Consider the following 19,460-nt stretch of genomic DNA (forward strand, 5'->3'; position numbering starts at 1 on the left):
AACTATATCCTGGTTTCATTATCAAGAAAAACCCAGTGCAGCATGCGCTTGTGCACACGCAGGCGGTACTCGGCCTGCTGCACCAGCAGCGATGCCTTGCTTGCCAGAATGGTATCATCAACACCAATGGCTGCCACCGGCGAAGCACTGAGCATCAGGCGCACATCGTTGGCCGCTTTGGACAGCAGCCCCGGCTCCACACGCCAGTGTTCGCGTTCTTCGTCGGTCAGGCCGCTACGGCAGCCCGCAAAAACATAGTTGGCCCCGCACACCGCGTCTTCAGGGGTTTCATGAAAGGTAACAGCTGAACCCAGCCGGGACACTTCCTCCCTGAGCGGCGCAATATCTGTATGCGAAGGTACTGCCACACGCAAGGCAAAAGGAAACCATGCCGTTGCTTCAATAAGCGAATGCAGTGTGCCGTTGACGCAGCCAATCCAGGCGCAGGTGACGCCATTGAGATAGCGCGAATTGCGCAGCATGCAGGCAATGTCTGCCAGAGCATGGGCGGGGTGGGCATCGGGGCTGCCTGCGTTGATCAGGGGAAAGCGCAGGCACGAGGATTCCATGTCCCAGCCGCCCACGGGCAGGCCGTACATGTACATGCAGTCAATGTAATAGCTGAACACCGGCAGCAGATGTTCCTGATAATCGCTCATTTCTGTGCGCCAGCTGCCACGGTTACCCTCGTACACCACAGCGCCGCCCATTTGCCGCACAGCGGCCGAAACACAGAGCCGCTCGGGCAGTGAATGCTGCGAAAACATAAGCAGAGCAACGCGCTGGGCCATGAAATCTGTTTGCAGCTTTGGCTCGGGCATGCCTAAAGCCTGCTGCACCAGCAACCAGGAAGCCTTTTCACCAAGACCTTTGATACTCAAAATATGTCTTGCCATAAATCCTCCGTGACGGGCGTCACATACAGTGTATTTTGCCCGTGTTATTGTTCTATCAATGGGTGAAAATTCTGTCCAGCCGTGGAAAAACAGCAGGTTGCACTCAAAACTGCATTCTACAGTTTATAAGGGAGAATTTTAACATACTGAAAACATTACACATGGATATTTTTGCCACATAAATACCCATTGTGTACTTGTGATTTAATATACTTTTCAGCTAAAGTACGTGGACCCAATTGCAGGGCCCACAGGAGCAAACATGAGAGCTTTTATTTTTGATCTGGACGGAACGCTGGTTGACAGCCTGGAAGACATCGGCCAGGCCTGCAACGACGTTCTCGCCAGCCACGGTTACCCCGTCCACCCCCTGCCAAAGTACAGGTTCTATGTGGGTCGAGGCTTTCACAAGCTTGTTGGGGACGCCCTGCCTGAAGGGGAAACAGCCAGACTTTCTTCTGGCGATCTCGCTGCGCTGATTGCCGAGGCACGTGCCCAGTACGGCAAAAACATGTGCGTGCGCACAAAGCCCTACGAGGGTATCACCGAAGCGCTGCACACGCTGGCCGGTCAGGGGCACTCCCTGGCGGTGCTTTCAAACAAGCCCGACGACCTCACTGTTGAGCTGGTTCGCCGTTACTTTCCAGACGTGCCATTTGCCCTTGTGCGCGGTGGACGTGAAGGCGTGCCCCTCAAGCCCGAGGCAGATGCCCCCCTAGACATGCTGCGACACATGGCGGTTTTGCCCTCGGCAAGCTTCTATGTGGGCGACAGCAACGTGGACATATTCACCGCCCGCAATGCGGGTATGACCTCAATCGGTGTTGCCTGGGGTTTTCGCGGTGCAGAAGAACTGCGCGCGGCCCAGGCAGATCATGTCATCGAAACACCAGAGGCGCTGACGCGCCTTGCCATGGAGGCATAGTATGAAACGTCCCATCATCGAGATCGACGAAGAAAAGTGCAACGGCTGCGGACAGTGTGTGCTTGATTGTGCAGAGGGCGCTCTTGCCATCATTGACGGCAAGGCCAAGCTTATCAGCGATGTATACTGCGACGGGCTCGGGGCCTGCCTTAACTGCCCAGAAGGCGCACTGCGCCTTGTGGAACGGGAAGCTCCCGAATTTGACGAAGAAGCAGCACTGACCGCCAAGGCCAAACGTGAAGGTGCAACAGCGACCCGCCACCACCACGGCGGCTGCCCTGGCAGCATGGCCCGTACCCTCACGCCGCTTACGGGCGGCCCGGCTGCTGCTGGCGCAGGCGACCTGCGGGCACAGGTTCCCACCTGGCCCATACAGCTGCGCCTGCTGCCCCCAAGCGCCCCGTTTCTGAAGGGCGCGAACATTCTGCTGGCAGCACACTGCGCGGGTTTTGCCCTGCCCAACCTGCACAGCGAATGGATGCGTGGTCGCGTGCCCATTATTGCCTGCCCCAAACTTGAAGATAACGAAGTGCTGGCAGAAAAGCTGACCGCCATCATCAAGCATGGCGGCATTTCGGGCATTACCGTACTGCGCATGAGCGTACCCTGCTGCGGTGGGCTTGAAAGACTCGTGCACCGCGCCATCGAAGCGGCAGGAAGCACCTTGACGCCGGAGACGCATATTGTACAATTGTAATCAGCAATCAGGTTTCAGATGTGATCTTCTGAGCCCCATGTAAAAAATTGATTAAGCCCGCCTTGACAAAACATAGTGTAGTGCTATGTTTTCAGGGCGGGCTTCGATTAACGTATAAGCCCAAAACCTTAAGCCCGCAGACGGGGCCGTTAGGGGGCGGTGCAAACGGCGCTACCCAAAAAGACTGCTTTTCTGTGAAGGACTGTAAACATGCCTATCAAGATTCCTGCGGATCTTCCCGCCTGTGCAGCGCTTGAGAGCGAAAATATTTTTGTGATGACGGAAGACCGCGCTGTCCAGCAGGACATCCGCCCGCTGGAAATAGCCATCGTCAATCTCATGCCCACCAAGATCGCCACAGAAACGCAGCTTTTGCGGCTTTTGAGTAATTCGCCCCTTCAGGTTAACATTACCCTGTTGCGTACCGAAGCCCACGAATCAAAAAATACGCCCGCACAGCATCTTGAGCGCTTTTACAAAACCTTTGCCGAAATACGCCACGGCAGCTTTGACGGCATGATCGTGACCGGTGCGCCCGTGGAACATCTGCCTTTCGAGGATGTGGACTACTGGCACGAGCTGCTCGACATCATGGCTTTTGCGCAAAGCCGCGTGTACTCTACCCTGTACATATGCTGGGCGGCGCAGGCGGCCCTGTACCATTTTTACGGTATTCCCAAATACACCCTGCCTTCCAAGGTATCGGGCGTGTTTGAACACGATATTTTGCAGCCTGGCTGCCGCCTGTTCCGGGGTTTTGACGACACGTTCACTGCCCCGCATTCGCGCCACACGGAAGTGCGCGCCAATGACCTGATCAAGCAGCCCGGCCTGCGCATTCTTGCCGAATCGCAAGAAGCGGGTCTCGCCCTAGCCGAAAGCCTCGACCACTCGCAGGTCTTCATGACCGGCCACCTCGAATACGACAGGGACACCCTCGATGCGGAATTCAGACGCGATCAGGAGAGGGGCATGAACCCGATCCCTCCCAGTCACTACTACCCTGGCAATGATCCCGCAAACCTGCCCCGCGTAAACTGGCGGGCTCACGCGCACCTGTTCTATTGCAACTGGCTCAACTACTACGTCTATCAGGAAACGCCTTTCAGCCTTACAGCAATCGCCCGCAACCGGCAGGGCCAGTAAGATTCATTCCTGAACACATCTAGGATACGAGGATGCCTATGCGATTTTCTACCAGAACCCGTTACGGATTGCGCTTTTTGCTGCGTCTGGCGGCCCAGCCCCAGGGCTCTCTTTTGCAACTGGGGCAGGTGGCCCGCGAAGAAAATATTTCTTCGGGCTATCTGGAACAGATAGTGCGGGCATTGCGCCCCATGGGCATTCTGCGGGCTGTACGCGGATCTGGCGGCGGCTACTCCCTTGCCAAATCGCCGGCCGACATTAACATAGAAGAAGTCTTTCAGCACCTTGAGGGAGAAATCTCCCCTGTGCGCTGCTTGAGCAAGGGCCGCCACTGTCAGAGGGAAGCCCACTGCTCCACGCGGGGATTCTGGACAGAACTTGATGCTCACATACGCTCATTCCTGCAAAGGCGCACCCTGCAGGAAATAATAGATTCAGAGAAATGCTCCGTAACGGGAGGCAATCATGTGGAATTACACTAAAGCAGTTCATGACCACTTTCTGCATCCGCACAATGTGGGTCCTCTTGAAGGTGCCAACGCCATCGGCGAAGTGGGCAGCCTGACCTGTGGTGACGCCCTCAAGCTCTACCTCAAGATCAACGACCAGCAGATCATCGAGGACGCCAGCTTTGAAACCTTTGGCTGCGCCAGCGCCATTGCCTCCAGCTCTGTGCTCACAGACATGGTAAAGGGCATGTCGGTCGAAGACGCCCTCAAGATCACCAATAAGGACATTACCAATGCCCTTGGCGGTCTGCCCAAGCAGAAGATGCACTGCTCCGTTATGGGGCAGGAGGCTCTTGAAGCCGCCATCCGTCAGTGGAAGGGCGAACCCCCGGTGCCGCACGCCCACGAAGACGGCAAGCTTGTGTGCAAGTGCTTTGGCATTACCGATGCCCAGATCATACGCGCCATCACCGAAAACGGCCTCAAAACCGTTGAAGAAATCACCAACTACACCAAGGCTGGCGGCGCCTGTGGCGAATGCCTTGATGAAATTGGCGAGATTCTGGCGGCCCAGCTCAAGCAGAAGCCGCTGATAGAGCTCAAGCCCAAGCCGCGCCTCACCAATGTGCAGCGCATGCAGCTGGTGCTCAAGACCATTGATGAAGAAATTCGTCCGCAGCTCGCCGCAGACGGCGGCGACATTGAACTGGTTGATGTGGACGGCCTGCGCATTGTGGTTGCCCTCAAGGGACGCTGCGCGCACTGCCGCTCGAGCGAGGTAACCATCCGCGATCTGGTGCAGCGCCTGCTGCGCGAGCATGTTGAAGCCGACATCGTGGTTGAGGAGGCCTAAAAGCCATGAAGACCATCTATTTTGACAACAACGCCACTACGGCTGTTGCACCTGAAGTTCGTGAAGCCATACTGCCCTACCTGGGCGAGTTTTATGGCAACCCTTCGAGCATGCACACCTTTGGCGGGCAAGTGGCTGATGCGGTTGAAACAGCGCGCGAAACCATGGCCAACCTGCTGGGAGCCAGCCCGGACGAGATAATCTTTACCTCGTGCGGATCCGAGAGCGACAACGCGGCCATCTGGTCAGCCATTCAGACCCAGCCCGAAAAGCGCCACCTGATCACCACGCGCGTGGAACACCCGGCCATTCTCAGCGTCATGCAGCACTGGGAACGTCAGGGCTACCGCGTTACCTATCTTGGGGTAGACAACAAGGGCCGCCTTGATCTTGACGAATACGCGGCTGCCCTCACACCCGATACGGCGCTGGCATCCATCATGTTTGCCAACAACGAGGTGGGCAACATCTATCCCATCCAGCGAATGGCAGAGATGGCCAAGGAAAAGGGCGTTTTGTTCCACACCGACGCCGTGCAGGCCGTGGGCAAAACCCCCATTGACCTTGCCCACCTGCCCGCTGACATGCTTTCGCTCTCTGGCCACAAGCTGCACGCGCCCAAGGGCATTGGCGTGCTCTATGTGCGCAAGGGAGTGCGCTTCCGTCCGTTTTTGCGGGGGGGTCATCAGGAAAAGGGCCGCCGTGCCGGTACGGAAAACGTGCCCTACATCGTGGGCCTTGGCGCTGCTGCCAAGCTTGCTGCCGACCACATGCAGGAAGAACGCGTCAACGTGGCCATGCTGCGCGACAGGCTTGAAAAGGGCCTGCTGGAGCGGATTCCCGATTGCATGGTCAACGGCGATATGGAAAACCGCCTGCCCAATACGACCAATATTGCCTTCAAGAACGTAGAAGGCGAAGCCATTCTGCTGATGCTTGACCGGCTTGGCGTGTGCGCCAGCTCCGGCTCTGCCTGCACCTCGGGCAGCCTTGAGCCCTCGCACGTGCTCCGGGCCATGGGCGTGCCCTTTACCTACGCGCACGGCTCAATCCGCCTTTCGCTTTCGCGCTACTCCACGCAGGAAGAAGTTGACTTTGTGATTGAAAACTTCCCCGGCGTGATCAAGACATTGCGCATGATTTCGCCTTTCAAGGATTAATCCGGGTAAAGCGGACTGCGTAAAAGCAGCAACGACACTAAATAAAGGGCAGTGCCGTCACCATTGTGGGAACGGCACTGCTTTTTTGGGCTTTAACGCATCAACAGTTTTCGCATCAAGCCATGTCTTCATGTCACATGCTTGCAACGGTGCAGTCTGGTTGCCTGAAGGTATATTTTTGTTTTCTTGGCGCTACGTTACGATAAAGACTATTGCTTCCGGTCAAAGATTGTCCTATCGTTTTACTTTGAATAGCCGTCCAGTTTCGGGAGACAGGTTTGCATGCGTTCCATTCGCCTTTTTGATCTTCTGATGGGTTTTTCCCGCGCGCTTGATATGGTTTCGCCTGTTCTTGCAGGCCATCACCTGCGGGTTGCCTTTCTTGCCCAGGCTCTTGCCGAACGCCTGCAGCTTTCGCACGCCACTCGCAAATACATGCTCATGGCCAGCATGCTGCACGATATAGGTGCCATACCGCTCAAAAGCGATACGCGCGACCTCATATTCGAGCACAACAAGGCGCTGCACTGCAGGGCCGGCTGGGCTTTTTGCAAAACCGCCGGGCTGCCCCGCGCGGTGTGCGACATGGTGCTGAACCACCATACCGAATGGTGCAGCTATGGCGAGGACGACCAGAACGCCCTACCCGCCAACTGCATTCATCTGGCCGACAGGCTTGACGTAGCCCTGCGCAACAAGCATGCTTCAGACCTGAACTGCATATGCGCCACGCTTCAGACCAGACAACGTGAATACGCACCTGCCTGCCTCAATGTTCTGGGCAGCCTTGCCGACGATGCCGAACTTGTTGCGCGCCTGGCCAGCCCCCAGAACATGCAGATACACCTTGCCTCGCTCTTTGGTTCGGTAATTCTTGGCCCGGTGCAGCTTGTGGACCTGTGCGGCCTGTTTTCGCAAACCATCGACTCCAAAAGTCCCTTTACGGCTACGCACTCGCTTGGCGTGGCACACACGGCGCGCATGCTGCTCAAACTCAGTCGCATGGCCGATGAAGGCGACCTTACAACCATGTTCATTGCCGGGCTGCTGCACGATATCGGCAAACTGGCCATTCCGCACGAAATTCTCGAAAAACCGGCGGCCCTTACCCCCGAGGAACTCTCCCTGATCCAGCAGCATGCGCAAACCAGCCTTGATCTGCTGGGTTCCATACCCGGGTTTACCTGCGTGCGCGACTGGGGCGGCAGACATCACGAGCGCCTCGACGGCACAGGTTACCCTCACGGTATTAGCGGCCCCAGCCTGAGCCTGCCCGTGCGTATTATTGCCGTGGCGGACGTTTTTACCGCCCTCACAGAAGACCGCCCCTATCGCGCGGGCATGCCTCTGGCCCAGGCCATGGGTATCATCCAGTCCATGGCCGAACTCAGTTACCTTGACGCCAACGTGGTGGCACTGCTTGCCGACAACGTGGTACGGGTCAACAGGGCGCGCATTCGCGCCCAGCGCAGGGCTGCTGCCAACTTTGTGGTCATGCGCAGGTTGTGCGGCGATACGGCCGGAGCCGCCTGATACCCAAACGGAGCCTGGGCCTTGCCCCGCTCTTCAAGGAGCATGCATGGGCGTTCCGATCATTTTTTTAATTATTGCTCCTCTTGCTGGCATTATCGCCATGCAGCTCATGCCGCCTTTTTCAGGCATTGCTGCGATTCTTTCGCTCGTATTTTCCGCTTGCGGCCTTTACCTGCTCTACAAATACCTGCTACGCCCCCTGAACACGCTGACCTCCGCCATCACACGCTCTGGCTGTAAGGAAATACCCACCATAAACGCCGCGTGCGATCATGTGCGCGCGCTGGAAGAAAGCCTGCGCGCTCAGCATTCGGCCATAATGCGTGACACAGAAGAAAACCGCAAAACGCAGGAAAAGCTGCGCCAGGAGATAAAGGAGTTACGCGAAAAACACGCTGTAGAGCTTCAATCGCAGCTGGCTGTTTTGGAAACGTTGTGCAAGGCCCAGGCCGAGCTGAACGCTCTGGCCGTTCCCCTGGCCGCGGCCAAGGGCAATGGCGCGGCAGAACCGTGGAATGATCCGCAGCTGTTCTTCAAGATTGCCTCGGACCTGCGCCGAAGCGAAAAAACTCTGCTCCACGCCGGGCAATTCTGGAGCGGGAACAACGAGGCTGAAAATGCAGATTCGGCCATTGTGGAAGTCTTTCCGTGGAAGGCAAGTTACAGCACCAATATTCCCGTCATTGACGGACAGCACAAGTTGTTGCTGTCGTATATCAACAGGCTACACTACGGTATACAAAATGGCTGCGACAAAGCCATGCTGCTCGAAATTCTCGACGATCTTACGGGCTACGCCTTTACCCATTTTGCAACCGAAGAGATATTCTTCGTCCGCTCGGCCTATCCGCTTACAGAAAAACACATTGAAGAACACCAGCATTTCCGCAACACAGTGATCCAGCTGCGCGATGCTGTGCTTGACGGCAAGGCCTTTATCGACATCGCCCTGCTGGAGTACCTCAAGACATGGCTTGTGGAACACATACAGCGCATTGATGCGGGCTTTGCTCCCTATGTGACCGATAGTGAGCGGGGCTCAAAGTAGGTTACCGTAACAGGCAGACTCCAGGCATTGGGGCAGCCCTGCCACAGCACCACCCTTTTGTGCTGCCGCGGGTCTGGCCTTACGCCAGTGCGCGTCCCACATACAGACGCATCTGCCCTTGCCGCTGGACAAAAAAAAAAGCCCCGCATTGCGGGGTCGATGTGCGCAGCAATGCGCAGATTTAATGCCTTGCAGGTTTAACGGCTGTGAAATGCGGCCGCCAGCTTTTCCCTTTCGGCCCGGTCAAGCAGACGCTGGTTTGAGCTGCCCCTGAACTGCAACTCAAGATCGCGCAGTCCTTCCCTGTAGGGACCATCCACAAGTATATCCGTCAAATCCAGCAACCGGTCCGTCCAAGGGTCGTTGCGGGCCAGCAGGTCCTCAAAAACGTAGCCTGTGTAGGTCATCACGTTTTTTCCCTGAGCCTTCGCACCTTCGGCCAGGGCGCAGAGCGCTTCGGCCTGTTCAAAAGGTTCGCCTCCAGAAAGCGTAATGCCCGACAGCAGGGGGTTTTCCTGCATCTGGTCAAGGGCGGCCTCTGCCGATAGCAGAAAGCCGCCCTCAAAACTGTGCGTCTGCGGATTGTGGCACCCCTTGCAGTGGTGCGGGCAACCCTGCGTGAACACTACATACCGCAGCCCCGGCCCGTCCACTATGGATTCATCCACAATGCCCGAAACCCTGATAAGCGCGGTACTGCCTGCTTTAGGCATGCTTGACGCGGTCACGCTCTTCGGAGCGTTTGGCGTTGTTGAAACGGTCAAGCGTTCCCACAAGGTAACCGGTGATACGACGGGTGCGTTCAAAGCCCACATCCTGCCCAACAAATTTCTGTGCGGGCTTGGTTTCCTCGAACAGACGCGATTTCATCAGCATGTGCTCTCTCCTTGCTCTTATGCAAAAGTTGGTGAAAAAATGTATACGACCGCTAGTCCCACTTGGGGGTGTGCGGGAATTTTTTACGTAATTCGTCAAGCAGTTCGGCGCTCACGCCTTCGCCTTCCTTGCGTCCGCAGCGGGGGCAGGTGCCGTTGATCACACCCACATAACCGCAGACCGGGTCGCGGTCGAGCGGATGGTTGATGGAACCGTAGCCAACGCCATTATCGTGCATGTAGCGGATAATGCTTTCAAAGGCCTCAAGGTTCTTGCAGGTATCGCCGTCCAGCTCCACATAGGTAATGTGGCCAGCATTGGTGAGCGCGTGGTAAGGGGCCTCGATCTGGATCTTTTTAAAGGCCTTGATGGGGCAGTACACCGGCACATGGAAGGAGTTGGTGTAGTAATCCTTATCGGTAATGCCGGAAATGCTGCCGAACTTGGCCTTGTCGAGGTTCACAAAACGGCCACTCAGGCTTTCCGCCGGGGTGGCAATAAGCGAGAAGTTAAGACCGGTTTTTTCCGCCTCGTCGTCACAGCGCTTACGCAGATGCGTGACGATTTCGATACCCAGTTTCTGGGCCTCTTCGCTCTCACCGTGGTGCTTGCCCACTAGAGCCTTGAGCGTTTCGGCCAGGCCGATAAAGCCCACGGTCAGCGTGCCGTGCTTGAGCACTTCTTCGATACTGTCGTCCCACCCCAGTTTGTCTGAATCAAGCCAGATGCCCTCACCCATGAGGAAGGGATAGTTGCGCACCTTTTTGGCGCTCTGAATTTTGAGTCTGTGCAGCAACTGGCGAAACACCAGATCAATTTTGTCGTCCAGCAGGGCGTAAAAACGGTCAAGGTCGCCCTTGGCGTCGAGCCCCAGACGCGGGAGGTTGATGGACGTGAAACTCAGGTTGCCGCGACCGCAGGTAACCTGCCGGTCCTTGTCGTACACGTTGCCGAGCACGCGAGTGCGGCAGCCCATGTAGGCCACCTCGGTGTTGTAGTCACCCTCGTGGTAGTACTGGAGGTTGAACGGTGCATCGAGGAAGCTGAAATTTGGGAAAAGCCGCATGGCCGAAACGTCCATGGCCTGCTTGAAAAGGTCGTAGTTGGGATCTTCCGGATTATAGTTGATCCCCGCCTTGACCTTGAAAATCTGCACGGGAAAGATGGAGGTTTCTCCATTACCAAGCCCGGCCTTGGTGGCGCGCAGCAGGTTTTTGACAACCATGCGGCCCTCGGCGGAAATATCGGTACCGTAGTTGATGGAGCTGAAAGGAACCTGTGCGCCAGCGCGAGAGTTCATGGTGTTCAGGTTATGGATAAGGGCTTCCATGGCCTGATAGGTACGGCGCTCGGTGTACTTGAGGGCTTCGCCAGTGGCGTATGCATGGGCGCGCTCGACCATGGGACGCTGCGCTGCGGGAGCGGCAGCCACCAGAGTCGTACCAAAATCGTCGCACGTGCCAAGGCGCGGGCCTTCGGGCAGCAGGCCAATGAAGGCCCTGGCAGCGTCTATGGCCGCCTGCTCATCAAGGTTGTCGGCAATGCGCAAAAAGGCGGCAAAGGCGCGTTCGTATTCCTTGCGGTAGGTCTTGATGACGCCCTCGGCCATGGCAAATTCAAAATGCGGCACGCTCTGGCCACCGTGCATTTCATTCTGGTTGGCCTGAATGGCAATGCAGGCAAGAGCCGAGTAGCTTTCGATGGAATTGGGTTCACGCAGATGCCCGTGCCCCGTGGAAAACCCGTTTTTAAACAGGGGGATAAGGTCGATCTGGCAGCACGTTTCCGTGAGCATGTAAAAATCTTTGTCGTGAATATGGATGTCGCCGTTGATATGCGCTGCAGAGGCATCCTTGGGCAGAATGTAATTGTCGATGAAAAACTTGGAGCCTTCGGAACCGTATTTGAGCATGGTTCCCATGGCCGTGTCGCCGTCGATATTGGCGTTTTCGCGCTTTATGTCTTCCTGCAGTGCAGGCGAATAGGTAAGTTTTTTATAGATATCCATGAGATACGATTCCGCGTTGCGGATTTTCGTATGCTCGGCTCGGTAAAGTATATAGGCCTTGGCGCTCTTGGCGTAGTCGTACTGGATCAGGGTTTCTTCAACAACGTCCTGAATTTCTTCCACATGCTTCAAATTGCGCGACTCAAGCTTTTTGCACACCTTTTCGGTGACAAAGAGCAGGTCGGTAGGAGACATGTCTTCACCGCCAACCGCCTGGTTGGCCTTGGTGATGGCATTAAGAATCTTGACCGAATCAAAAGGCACTTCCGTGCCGTCGCGCTTTATAATGCTGGCGAGCATGGGTAATTCGCTCCAACTTCTGGGCTATGAACAAAAAGGCCGCCCGGATAAACGGGCGGACAGGCCAATGCTGGCCTATTTGTGGCGGTTCCTCTGCAAAAGCCCGTTGCAGACGATCCTTTTCTAAGAACGGTTGAAAGCAGGTCTTCCGGCTTGCCTGCCGCGTTTCGGCCTTCCCGGTTTTACCCAGTGGCGTGTGATGAAACGCGGTTGTGATCAGACATACGGCGGCGGGTCCGCTCCCGATTTTCACGGGAATTCCCTATTAAGCTCTTGGCGCTTTCAATGTCTAGAAAATCTCAAAAGACTTGTACCGTGTCAATGAATACGTAAAAAAAACATATCCTAGACTCAAAGCAATTAGCTGTTTTAATTAAACAATTTTCTTATTCACTCGTATTTTTCACCGCACACAGGCCGCAAAACAGGAAGGGCATGAACAAAAATGTTCACCCTTGCTGGATGCAGGATCAGGCAAGTGATCCGCAACTTCTGTGGCGTGATTGGAACTTATGAAACATTTCGCCGTACCCCAAGGGCACATGCCCGCACGGCGCTGCCGCTCCAGCCTCTCACTGCGAATACAGCCGAAGCTGGGCGAGCCCTCAACTGAGAGCAGCTCCATAAGCGCAGGGAAGAACCTACTCTACCCCTGCCAGCTTTTCAAGATGGCCCCCATGCAGCTTGTGTACTTAGGTCAGTCTTGACATTTTTATTTGCCCGCCGACTGCCGAAAAATTCACCTGCAAAAACTTTTTTTGTATTAGAAACCGGGGGTTGTGCAAATTTGCCCTACCTATAGCGCAAAAGTCCGTATCGGCGCGGCCAGCCTTTCCGGCAAAAACCCGGAAAGCATTGATCGGCCTACCGATACGGACTTTTTATAAACCAGATATTTCGCCTAGGGCAGCAGGGTCATGTTGTAGAGGTTCTTTTCGTCCAGATACTTCTGCGCCACTGCCTGAACTTCCGACGGGGTCAGCTTGGCAGCCTTGTCGATAAGCGACTTGCTGAAATCACGCGGCAGGCCCAGCACGGAATCTGTGGCGGCCACGCCCGCGCGTGCGTCGAGGCTTTGCTTGTCGCGGTAGTATTCACCCAGCAGACGGTTTGAGCCTGTTTCCAATAGTTCTGCGGGCAGAGGCTTGGCCTTGATATCGGCAATAATTTTGGCAAAGCCCTCGCGCGCCTGGGCAACCTTGTCAGGCGTGGTGCCAATGTAAAAGGCCATCATGCCAGCCTGGGGCATGGCGCGATAAAAGGCAGTAACCGTGTAGCCAAGGCCCTGCTCATCACGCATGGAGCTGAAAAGCAGCCCGCTCTGACCAGAGAGCACCGACTGCAAAAGCATGAGCGCCGGAGCATCGGGATGGGTGAAGGGCACGGCCTTGAACACCTGCAGTACGTGGGCCTGATTACGGCCCGGCAGATGCAGGTCAAGATTGCGCGCATCGCCCCACGAGGGGGCAGCAAGAGAGAATCCCTTGTTGTCGGGCGTGGGCAGGCTGCGGGCAAAAGCCAACACGGCCTCACGGTCAAAATCACCGGCTACCGCCAGCACCCAGGGCTGCACGATCTGGCGCTCCCAGAATCCGCGCACATCCTTGGGCGTAAACTTGCCAAGGTTGGCCTCTGTCCCCAACGTATCGTAGCCATAGGCCTGCCCGCCTGGGAAGAGGAAGGGATTCAGACGCGAGAACAGGTACGAGGTGGGCCTGTCCGCACGCTGACGTATGGCCGCCTTCATGTTTTCAGCCTCGCGCTTGATCTCCTTGGCCTCAAAACGGGGCTTGCCAAGCACATCACCAAGCATGGAGAGATAATCGGCATTGAAACGGGCCGGGCCGGTCAGCGAAATGGTGAAGGTTTGCAGGCCCGCCTTGGCACTGAGCGCTGCGGCGCGGTCGGCAAAGAACTTTTCCACGGCCTGAGCATCCAGCTTGCCGCTGCCATCGCCAAGCGTGCTTGCCGTCAGTTCGGCCAACCCCTGCTGCTCTGGCTTGAGCAGGGAATTGCCACCGGGCAGCATCATGTCCATGGCAACATAGGGGACGGTAGCGTCGGGAATAAGAATAAGCGTGCGTCCCTGGCCAAGGTCAACCACTTCCTGCTGACCAGCCATGGTAGAGGCCTGCTTTTCAGCCTTGGCAGCGGCGCTTACGGACCAGTTTTTCTGCAAAACAGCCTCGAGGTCGGGCAGTTTGGCGTTTTGCGGCGCAAGCACACGCACACGAACACGGCTGGGATCAAGCCAGAGGTCAATGGCCTGCTGCACCTGCGCCAGCGTCACATTGCGCTGCGTAAAACGCAGGTTCTGCTCCGCCTGGTCGCCGCCCAGCTCAAACTGCACAGACCCCAGCCACGAGGCCAGACCGTTGAGCGTTTCCGCCGAGCGGTCCATGCTGTCCTCGAGGTTGTAGCGGGCGCGTTTGAGGGCTTCTGGCTTGAAATCTGCGGCCTTGAGCTTGGCAAGGTCAGCGGTCAGGCCCTGCCAGAAGGCATCGAGCTTTTCCGGGGCCAGATTGGCGGTAATATACAGCATGCCAGCACGGTCAAGGCTCATGTTGCCCACGCTCAGACCGTCAACAAGCTGCTTGTCATATTCGTACTTGCGGGTCAGCAACGAGGTGCCGTCGCCGCCAAGCAGGTAGCTCAGCACATCAAGATCAACCGAGCGCAGGTCTCGCAACGCAGGCGCGGGAAAGGCAAGACCAAGATAAATCTTGTTCCACGGGCCGCGCACCACTTCCACGCGGGGGCCACCAGGGGCGTCGCGCAGATCGACCGCAGGAGGCGCGACAACATCGTTGGTATTGGTCATACCGCCAAAAAGTTCCTGCGCGTGCTGCATCACGGCCTGCGGATCAATGTCGCCCGCCACCAGCAACAGCATGTTCTGCGGCTGGTACCAGCGCTGCACATAGGCGCGCAGGTCGTCTGCGGTGATGGCCCGCACGGTGTCCTTGAAACCGATAATGGGGCGTCCGTACACGGTATTCTGAAGGGTGGAGACCTGCAGGCTTTCAAACAGCCTGCTCATGGGCGAATCCTGGTCGCGTTCAAGCTCAGATATCACCACTTCCTTTTCCGATTCCAGCTCCTTGGGATCCAGCGAAGCCTGGAAGGCCATTTCCTTCACAACATCCATGCCCATGCGCCAGTGGGCGGCAGGCATGTCTGTCATGTACCAGGTTTTGTCAAAGCTGGTTGCGGCGTTAAGGTAACCGCCAAGGGCCTCCACATCACGCGCCACCTGCCCCTTGGGGCGGTGCTCCGTGCCTTTGAAAACCATGTGCTCAAGCAGATGGCTGATACCAGCCTGTTTTGGGTCTTCGTTCACCGAACCGGTGCGCACATAAAGACGTGTGGCCACAAGCGGAAAACGGCTATCCTTGATGATATACACCGAAAGCCCGTTGGGCAGACGCGTCAAAACCCGCTGATCGCCGGGCGCGGCAGAGGCCGCACCAGCCAGCAAAGCCATCAGCAGGGGCAATAACAATAGAATGCGTTGCATGTTCGCTCCTGAAAAGAGATTGCCAATCACGGCCCCACGGCCAGCAGAAAAGGCGGAAATACCGCCACCAGGCGTGGACCGGATTGCTTTTAAATCAACATGAATACTAATACCGTCGGCACAGCTATGCAAGCCGCCTCCGGGCGAGTTTTTTGCAGGGCCCTACTCTGCTTCGCTTATGCTCAAAACACTTTTGCCCTGCCCCAGTACCGTGCGACCCCAAACCTGCACAGTCCCGGCGCTGAACCATAAAAAACCGGCAGCCCTGAGACTGCCGGTTGTGTTCATAAAGCAAAAGCTCGTGGGCTCTGCAAAGGCAGATACACTAGCCGCCGAGGTACGCTTCCTTGACCTTGGGGTCTTCGAGCAGTTCGCGGCCAGGGCCTTCAAGCACAACCCGGCCCACTTCAAGAATATAGGCATAGTGCGCTACAGAAAGGGCCGCAAAGGCGTTCTGTTCAACCAGAAGCACGGTTTTGCCTTCTTCGTTGATGCGCTTGACGATGTCGAAGATTTCACGCACTAGCAAGGGCGCGAGGCCCAGCGAGGGTTCGTCAAGCATGAGCAGGTCAGGACGGCTCATAAGAGCGCGACCCACGGCCAGCATTTGCTGCTCACCGCCCGAAAGCGTGCCGCCCTTCTGCCAGCTGCGTTCCTTCAGCCGGGGAAAGAGGCTGTAAACCCATTCGATATCGTGGGCGATTTCGTCCCTGTTGCTACGCGAGTACGCGCCCAGATGCAGGTTTTCCTCAACCGTCAGGTGGGGCAGAATGCGCCGCCCTTCCGGAGAAAGCGAAATGCCCCTGCGCACCATGTCTTCGGGCTTGAGCCCCATGAGCGAAACTGGAGCATCGCCCTCATGACGGGTGAGCAGAATATCGCCGCTGATGGTCTTGTTCAGGCCGGCAATGGAGCGGATGATACTGCTCTTGCCCGCGCCGTTGGCCCCGATAAGCGTAACAATGCTGCCGCGCGGGATATTCAGGCTTATGCCCTGGACGGCCTGAATGCCGCCGTAGCGCACATGGAGATTACGAATTTCAAGCATGATGCACCCTGTCCATATCTGTCGGTCTGCTGCGGAATCAGTTTCCGCTGCATGTCTTTTTCGCTGCGCATTGCCGCCCGATCAGGCTTTACCGCGCTGATCCGCGCTCAGACGCAGCCGATAGCGGGCATACGAGGCTGCGCACCCCGTCGCCCGGCCCACGGCTATACTACTTTTTCAAGCGTGGCGTCTTCGCCCAGATAGGCGCGGATAACCACGGGGTTGTTGCGAATGGCTTCGGGGCCGCCCTCGGCGATCAGCGCGCCATACTCCATAACCCAGATATACTGGCACACGCCCATGACAACCTTCATATCGTGCTCGATGAGCAGGATGGTGAGGTCGAATTCATCGCGTATATGGCCGATAAAGTGCATGAGATCAAGGCTTTCCTGCGGGTTCATGCCTGCAGCCGGCTCGTCGAGCAGCAAAAGTTTGGGCTCGGTGGCAAGAGCGCGGGCAATTTCAAGCCTGCGCTGCGCGCCATAGGGCAGGCTGCCAGCCTGGTCGTCCAAGTTGGCGCTCAGGTTCACCCTTTCAGCCAGCTGCTTGCTCTTTTCAATGATAGCCGCTTCTTCTTTGTAGAAGGCAGGAATACCCAGCGGAGCCATCCACCACGGGCAGCGCCTGCGCACATGACAGCCAACCATGATGTTTTCAAGCACGGTCATCTGCTGCGAAAGGCGGATATTCTGGAAGGTGCGGGCCATGCCCAGATTACAGATTTCGGCTGGGCCAAGGCCTTTTACGCTCTTGCCGCCAAAAATCACGTCGCCTTCCTGCGGGGTGTAAAAACCGCTCAGAACATTGAATGCCGTAGTTTTACCAGCGCCGTTGGGACCGATAATGCCCGCAATGGCACCCTTGGGCAGGGCAATGGAAAGATCGCTCACCGCCGTAACGCCGCCAAAACGCATGGTTACGTCCTTGGCCAGCAGCAGCGCGCCCTCGTAATTGGGAGCTGTGGGCAGAATAAATTCGCTCATGCCTTGCCCCTCCTCAAGAACGCGCCAATAGTCTTCCAGGTTACTTCCCTGGTTCCCATGATGCCCTCACGCCGGTAAAGAATAATGGCCAGCAGCACCAGCGAAAACACCACCATGCGCATGCCGGGGATGCCAGGTATTTCAAGAAATCCCAGATCGATGGGTTCTTCAATGGCGCGCAGCCACTCCAGCAGAATGGTGATGACCGTGGCGCCCAGCAGACTGCCCGACAATGAACCAAGACCGCCGGCCACAACGAACATCAGCACGTTGAAGGTCAGCAGGAAGTTGAACATCTTGGGGTCGATGGTGGAAAGGTGGGTTCCCAGCAATGCACCGCCCACACCGGCAAAAAAAGCGCCGATGCAGAACGAAAGTACCTTGTAGCGGAACACGTTGATGCCCATGACCCGGGCGGCAATTTCGTTATCGCGTATGCAGCGCAACACGTTGCCGTAGTTGCTGAACAGGAGCCGCCATAGCACTATGAGCGTAAAGAGCGTCCATATGTAGCACGAGAGCAGGCTCGCGTGACCAGGTATGCCCTTGATGCCCAGCGAACCGTTGGTCACCGAGGTGGCGTTGACAATGATAACGCGGATGATTTCGGCAAAGCCCAGGGTGGCAATGCCCAGATAGTCGTCACCGAGCCGCAGCACGGGCACGGCTATGATGAAGGCGAAGATGGTGGCTACAAACCCGCCCGCCAGAACAGAAACCCAGAAAGGCGTAAACAGGTCGGAGAAAGGCCAGATGATGGGTTCGAGAATCCACATCATCTCTTTTTGCTCTGGGGTCAGAATGCACAGGGCCGAAACATATGCGCCAATGGCGATAAAACCCGCATGTCCAAGAGAAAACAGACCGGTAAAACCATAAATGAGATTGAGTGAGAGCGCCAGAATGGCGTTGATGAAAATGAGCTTGGCGATGTAAATCTGATAGTCGCCGAGAAAACTATCTGCCTGGGAGAGCACAAGGCCAAACAGCAGCATGACCATGATGCTCAGAAGTGTGCTTCTGTTCAGGCGCATTAGATTTTCTCCTCCATTCGCTCGCCCAGCAGACCCGTGGGCTTGAACAGCAGCACGAGCACCAGCAGCACAAAGGCAAAGGCGTCGCGATACCCAGAAAGCTCAGGCATGAAGGCCACGGTCATGATTTCCACAAAGCCCAGGGCAACACCGCCGATAACAGCGCCCTGGATGGAACCGATACCGCCAAAAACGGCGGCGATAAAGGCCTTGAGACCAGGCATGATGCCCATGTAGGGGTGCACCTGCGGGTAGCGCAGGGCCCACATAATGCCCGATGCCGCCGCAAGCGCGGAGCCGATACCAAAGGTAAGGGCGATAATGTTGTCTACTCGCACGCCCAAAAGCCGAGTTGTTTCAATGTCTTTTGAGATGGCGCGCATGGCCAGACCGGGCTTGGTGCGGTAGACCACATACAAAAGAATGCCCACAAGCACTATGGTCATAGCGGGCACAAAGGCCGTGAGGGGCAAAATACGTATGCCGCCGAGCTGCCATTCGGAAACCAGCCATTCGGGCTGCAACACGGGGCGAGGCTGGCCGGTAAAAATAACCACGGCGAGGCTTTCAATAAAAAATGACACCGCAATGGCGCTGATAAGCGCCGAAATACGGGGGGCATCGCGCAGGGGCCTATAGGCGATCCTTTCCACAAGGATACCGAGCATGCTGGCGCCTAAAACGGCGACCACAGCGGCTACACCCCAAGGCCAGCCAAAGGCGAATGTACCGAAAAATACAAAATACGCGCCCAGCATCAAAATATCGCCGTGGGCGAAGTTGATCAGGCGAAGAATGCCGTAAACCATGGTGTAGCCGATGGCAATAAGCGCATACAGCGAACCAAGGGTCAGGGCGTTGAAACAGTGCTGCAAAAACATGTCAAGGCTCATGGGCCACCTCAGCGCCTCGCAACGGACAAAAGGCCACACAGGCCCCCTCCGCCCGAACAGCGGCAAAAAAATGAAAAAAGCGCCCCGCGGC

The 19,460-nt window shown here is 56.6% G+C and carries 17 protein-coding genes and 1 riboswitch; of the genes, 8 read left to right on the plus strand and 9 right to left on the minus strand.

What is annotated here, in order from left to right:
• Window positions 1-2 precede the first annotated feature (2 nt).
• Window positions 3-896, minus strand: a complete 894-nt coding sequence (locus F8N36_RS08375; protein ID WP_291332342.1) for an ornithine carbamoyltransferase — start codon at window positions 894-896, stop codon at window positions 3-5.
• Window positions 897-1,158: 262 nt separating this feature from the next.
• Here F8N36_RS08375 and F8N36_RS08380 point away from each other — a divergent pair, with 262 nt between their 5' ends.
• The 8 genes from F8N36_RS08380 to F8N36_RS08415 all read left to right on the plus strand — a co-directional run bounded on the left by F8N36_RS08380 (window position 1,159) and on the right by F8N36_RS08415 (window position 8,707).
• Window positions 1,159-1,821 carry an HAD family hydrolase gene (locus tag F8N36_RS08380; RefSeq protein WP_291332343.1) on the plus strand — a complete coding sequence of 221 codons (663 nt, stop codon included), beginning with the start codon at window positions 1,159-1,161 and terminating at the stop codon, window positions 1,819-1,821.
• A gap of 1 nt (window position 1,822) precedes the next feature.
• Entirely contained in the window at window positions 1,823-2,518 is a 696-nt protein-coding gene (locus F8N36_RS08385) for a 4Fe-4S binding protein (RefSeq protein ID WP_291332344.1), read from the plus strand.
• 210 nt (window positions 2,519-2,728) lie between these two features.
• Window positions 2,729-3,664 carry a homoserine O-succinyltransferase gene (metA, locus tag F8N36_RS08390; protein ID WP_291332345.1) on the plus strand — a complete coding sequence of 312 codons (936 nt, stop codon included), beginning with the start codon at window positions 2,729-2,731 and terminating at the stop codon, window positions 3,662-3,664.
• Window positions 3,665-3,696: 32 nt separating this feature from the next.
• Entirely contained in the window at window positions 3,697-4,146 is a 450-nt protein-coding gene (locus F8N36_RS08395) for an Rrf2 family transcriptional regulator (RefSeq protein WP_291332346.1), read from the plus strand.
• The gene (nifU, locus tag F8N36_RS08400) at window positions 4,130-4,966 is read left to right on the plus strand and encodes a Fe-S cluster assembly protein NifU (RefSeq protein WP_291332347.1); all 837 of its coding nucleotides are present in this window, start codon (window positions 4,130-4,132) and stop codon (window positions 4,964-4,966) included. The genes F8N36_RS08395 and nifU overlap by 17 nt, the downstream gene beginning before the upstream one ends.
• Before the next feature lie 5 nt (window positions 4,967-4,971).
• Entirely contained in the window at window positions 4,972-6,126 is a 1,155-nt protein-coding gene (gene nifS / locus F8N36_RS08405; RefSeq protein ID WP_291332348.1) for a cysteine desulfurase NifS, read from the plus strand.
• A gap of 282 nt (window positions 6,127-6,408) precedes the next feature.
• The gene (locus F8N36_RS08410; RefSeq protein WP_291332349.1) at window positions 6,409-7,659 is read left to right on the plus strand and encodes an HD domain-containing phosphohydrolase; all 1,251 of its coding nucleotides are present in this window, start codon (window positions 6,409-6,411) and stop codon (window positions 7,657-7,659) included.
• Between the two features lie 46 nt (window positions 7,660-7,705).
• On the plus strand, window positions 7,706-8,707 hold the full coding sequence (locus tag F8N36_RS08415; protein WP_291332350.1) for a bacteriohemerythrin: 1,002 nt from the start codon (window positions 7,706-7,708) through the stop codon (window positions 8,705-8,707).
• A gap of 197 nt (window positions 8,708-8,904) precedes the next feature.
• Here the strand turns inward: F8N36_RS08415 and nrdG are convergent, their stop codons facing one another.
• From nrdG to F8N36_RS08455, 8 genes are all read right to left on the minus strand, one after another.
• Window positions 8,905-9,420 carry an anaerobic ribonucleoside-triphosphate reductase activating protein gene (gene nrdG / locus F8N36_RS08420; protein ID WP_291332351.1) on the minus strand — a complete coding sequence of 172 codons (516 nt, stop codon included), beginning with the start codon at window positions 9,418-9,420 and terminating at the stop codon, window positions 8,905-8,907.
• Window positions 9,413-9,583, minus strand: a complete 171-nt coding sequence (nrdD, locus tag F8N36_RS08425) for an anaerobic ribonucleoside-triphosphate reductase (protein WP_291332352.1) — start codon at window positions 9,581-9,583, stop codon at window positions 9,413-9,415. The genes nrdG and nrdD overlap by 8 nt, the downstream gene beginning before the upstream one ends.
• Before the next feature lie 52 nt (window positions 9,584-9,635).
• Window positions 9,636-11,891 carry an anaerobic ribonucleoside triphosphate reductase gene (locus F8N36_RS08430; RefSeq protein WP_291332353.1) on the minus strand — a complete coding sequence of 752 codons (2,256 nt, stop codon included), beginning with the start codon at window positions 11,889-11,891 and terminating at the stop codon, window positions 9,636-9,638.
• Window positions 11,892-12,011: 120 nt separating this feature from the next.
• A riboswitch (cobalamin riboswitch) is annotated at window positions 12,012-12,190 on the minus strand.
• Window positions 12,191-12,792: 602 nt separating this feature from the next.
• A complete protein-coding gene (locus F8N36_RS08435) occupies window positions 12,793-15,408 on the minus strand; it encodes a pitrilysin family protein (protein ID WP_291332354.1) in 2,616 nt (871 codons plus the stop codon).
• A gap of 325 nt (window positions 15,409-15,733) precedes the next feature.
• The gene (locus F8N36_RS08440; RefSeq protein ID WP_291332355.1) at window positions 15,734-16,456 is read right to left on the minus strand and encodes an ABC transporter ATP-binding protein; all 723 of its coding nucleotides are present in this window, start codon (window positions 16,454-16,456) and stop codon (window positions 15,734-15,736) included.
• A gap of 164 nt (window positions 16,457-16,620) precedes the next feature.
• A complete protein-coding gene (locus F8N36_RS08445) occupies window positions 16,621-17,442 on the minus strand; it encodes an ABC transporter ATP-binding protein (protein WP_291332356.1) in 822 nt (273 codons plus the stop codon).
• Complete coding sequence (locus tag F8N36_RS08450) at window positions 17,439-18,476, minus strand: branched-chain amino acid ABC transporter permease (protein WP_291332357.1); 1,038 nt, start codon at window positions 18,474-18,476, stop codon at window positions 17,439-17,441. Before F8N36_RS08450 ends, F8N36_RS08445 begins: the two co-directional genes overlap by 4 nt.
• Window positions 18,476-19,369, minus strand: a complete 894-nt coding sequence (locus tag F8N36_RS08455) for a branched-chain amino acid ABC transporter permease (RefSeq protein WP_291332358.1) — start codon at window positions 19,367-19,369, stop codon at window positions 18,476-18,478. Before F8N36_RS08455 ends, F8N36_RS08450 begins: the two co-directional genes overlap by 1 nt.
• Between the last annotated feature and the right edge of the window lie 91 nt (window positions 19,370-19,460).

The organism is Desulfovibrio sp., from assembly GCF_009712225.1.
GTDB lineage: Bacteria > Desulfobacterota > Desulfovibrionia > Desulfovibrionales > Desulfovibrionaceae > Desulfovibrio.

Excerpts from the sequence above, each read along its gene's own strand:
- F8N36_RS08415 (WP_291332350.1), top strand. The coding sequence starts at position 7,706 with ATGGGCGTTCCGATCATTTTTTTAATTATTGCTCCTCTTGCTGGCATT.
- F8N36_RS08450 (WP_291332357.1), bottom strand. The coding sequence starts at position 18,476 with ATGCGCCTGAACAGAAGCACACTTCTGAGCATCATGGTCATGCTGCTG.
- nrdG (WP_291332351.1), bottom strand. The coding sequence starts at position 9,420 with ATGCCTAAAGCAGGCAGTACCGCGCTTATCAGGGTTTCGGGCATTGTG.
- F8N36_RS08445 (WP_291332356.1), bottom strand. The coding sequence starts at position 17,442 with ATGAGCGAATTTATTCTGCCCACAGCTCCCAATTACGAGGGCGCGCTG.
- F8N36_RS08380 (WP_291332343.1), top strand. The coding sequence starts at position 1,159 with ATGAGAGCTTTTATTTTTGATCTGGACGGAACGCTGGTTGACAGCCTG.
- F8N36_RS08385 (WP_291332344.1), top strand. The coding sequence starts at position 1,823 with ATGAAACGTCCCATCATCGAGATCGACGAAGAAAAGTGCAACGGCTGC.
- F8N36_RS08455 (WP_291332358.1), bottom strand. The coding sequence starts at position 19,369 with ATGAGCCTTGACATGTTTTTGCAGCACTGTTTCAACGCCCTGACCCTT.
- nifS (WP_291332348.1), top strand. The coding sequence starts at position 4,972 with ATGAAGACCATCTATTTTGACAACAACGCCACTACGGCTGTTGCACCT.
- F8N36_RS08430 (WP_291332353.1), bottom strand. The coding sequence starts at position 11,891 with ATGCTCGCCAGCATTATAAAGCGCGACGGCACGGAAGTGCCTTTTGAT.
- F8N36_RS08410 (WP_291332349.1), top strand. The coding sequence starts at position 6,409 with ATGCGTTCCATTCGCCTTTTTGATCTTCTGATGGGTTTTTCCCGCGCG.
- F8N36_RS08375 (WP_291332342.1), bottom strand. The coding sequence starts at position 896 with ATGGCAAGACATATTTTGAGTATCAAAGGTCTTGGTGAAAAGGCTTCC.
- F8N36_RS08435 (WP_291332354.1), bottom strand. The coding sequence starts at position 15,408 with ATGCAACGCATTCTATTGTTATTGCCCCTGCTGATGGCTTTGCTGGCT.
- nifU (WP_291332347.1), top strand. The coding sequence starts at position 4,130 with ATGTGGAATTACACTAAAGCAGTTCATGACCACTTTCTGCATCCGCAC.
- metA (WP_291332345.1), top strand. The coding sequence starts at position 2,729 with ATGCCTATCAAGATTCCTGCGGATCTTCCCGCCTGTGCAGCGCTTGAG.
- nrdD (WP_291332352.1), bottom strand. The coding sequence starts at position 9,583 with ATGCTGATGAAATCGCGTCTGTTCGAGGAAACCAAGCCCGCACAGAAA.
- F8N36_RS08440 (WP_291332355.1), bottom strand. The coding sequence starts at position 16,456 with ATGCTTGAAATTCGTAATCTCCATGTGCGCTACGGCGGCATTCAGGCC.
- F8N36_RS08395 (WP_291332346.1), top strand. The coding sequence starts at position 3,697 with ATGCCTATGCGATTTTCTACCAGAACCCGTTACGGATTGCGCTTTTTG.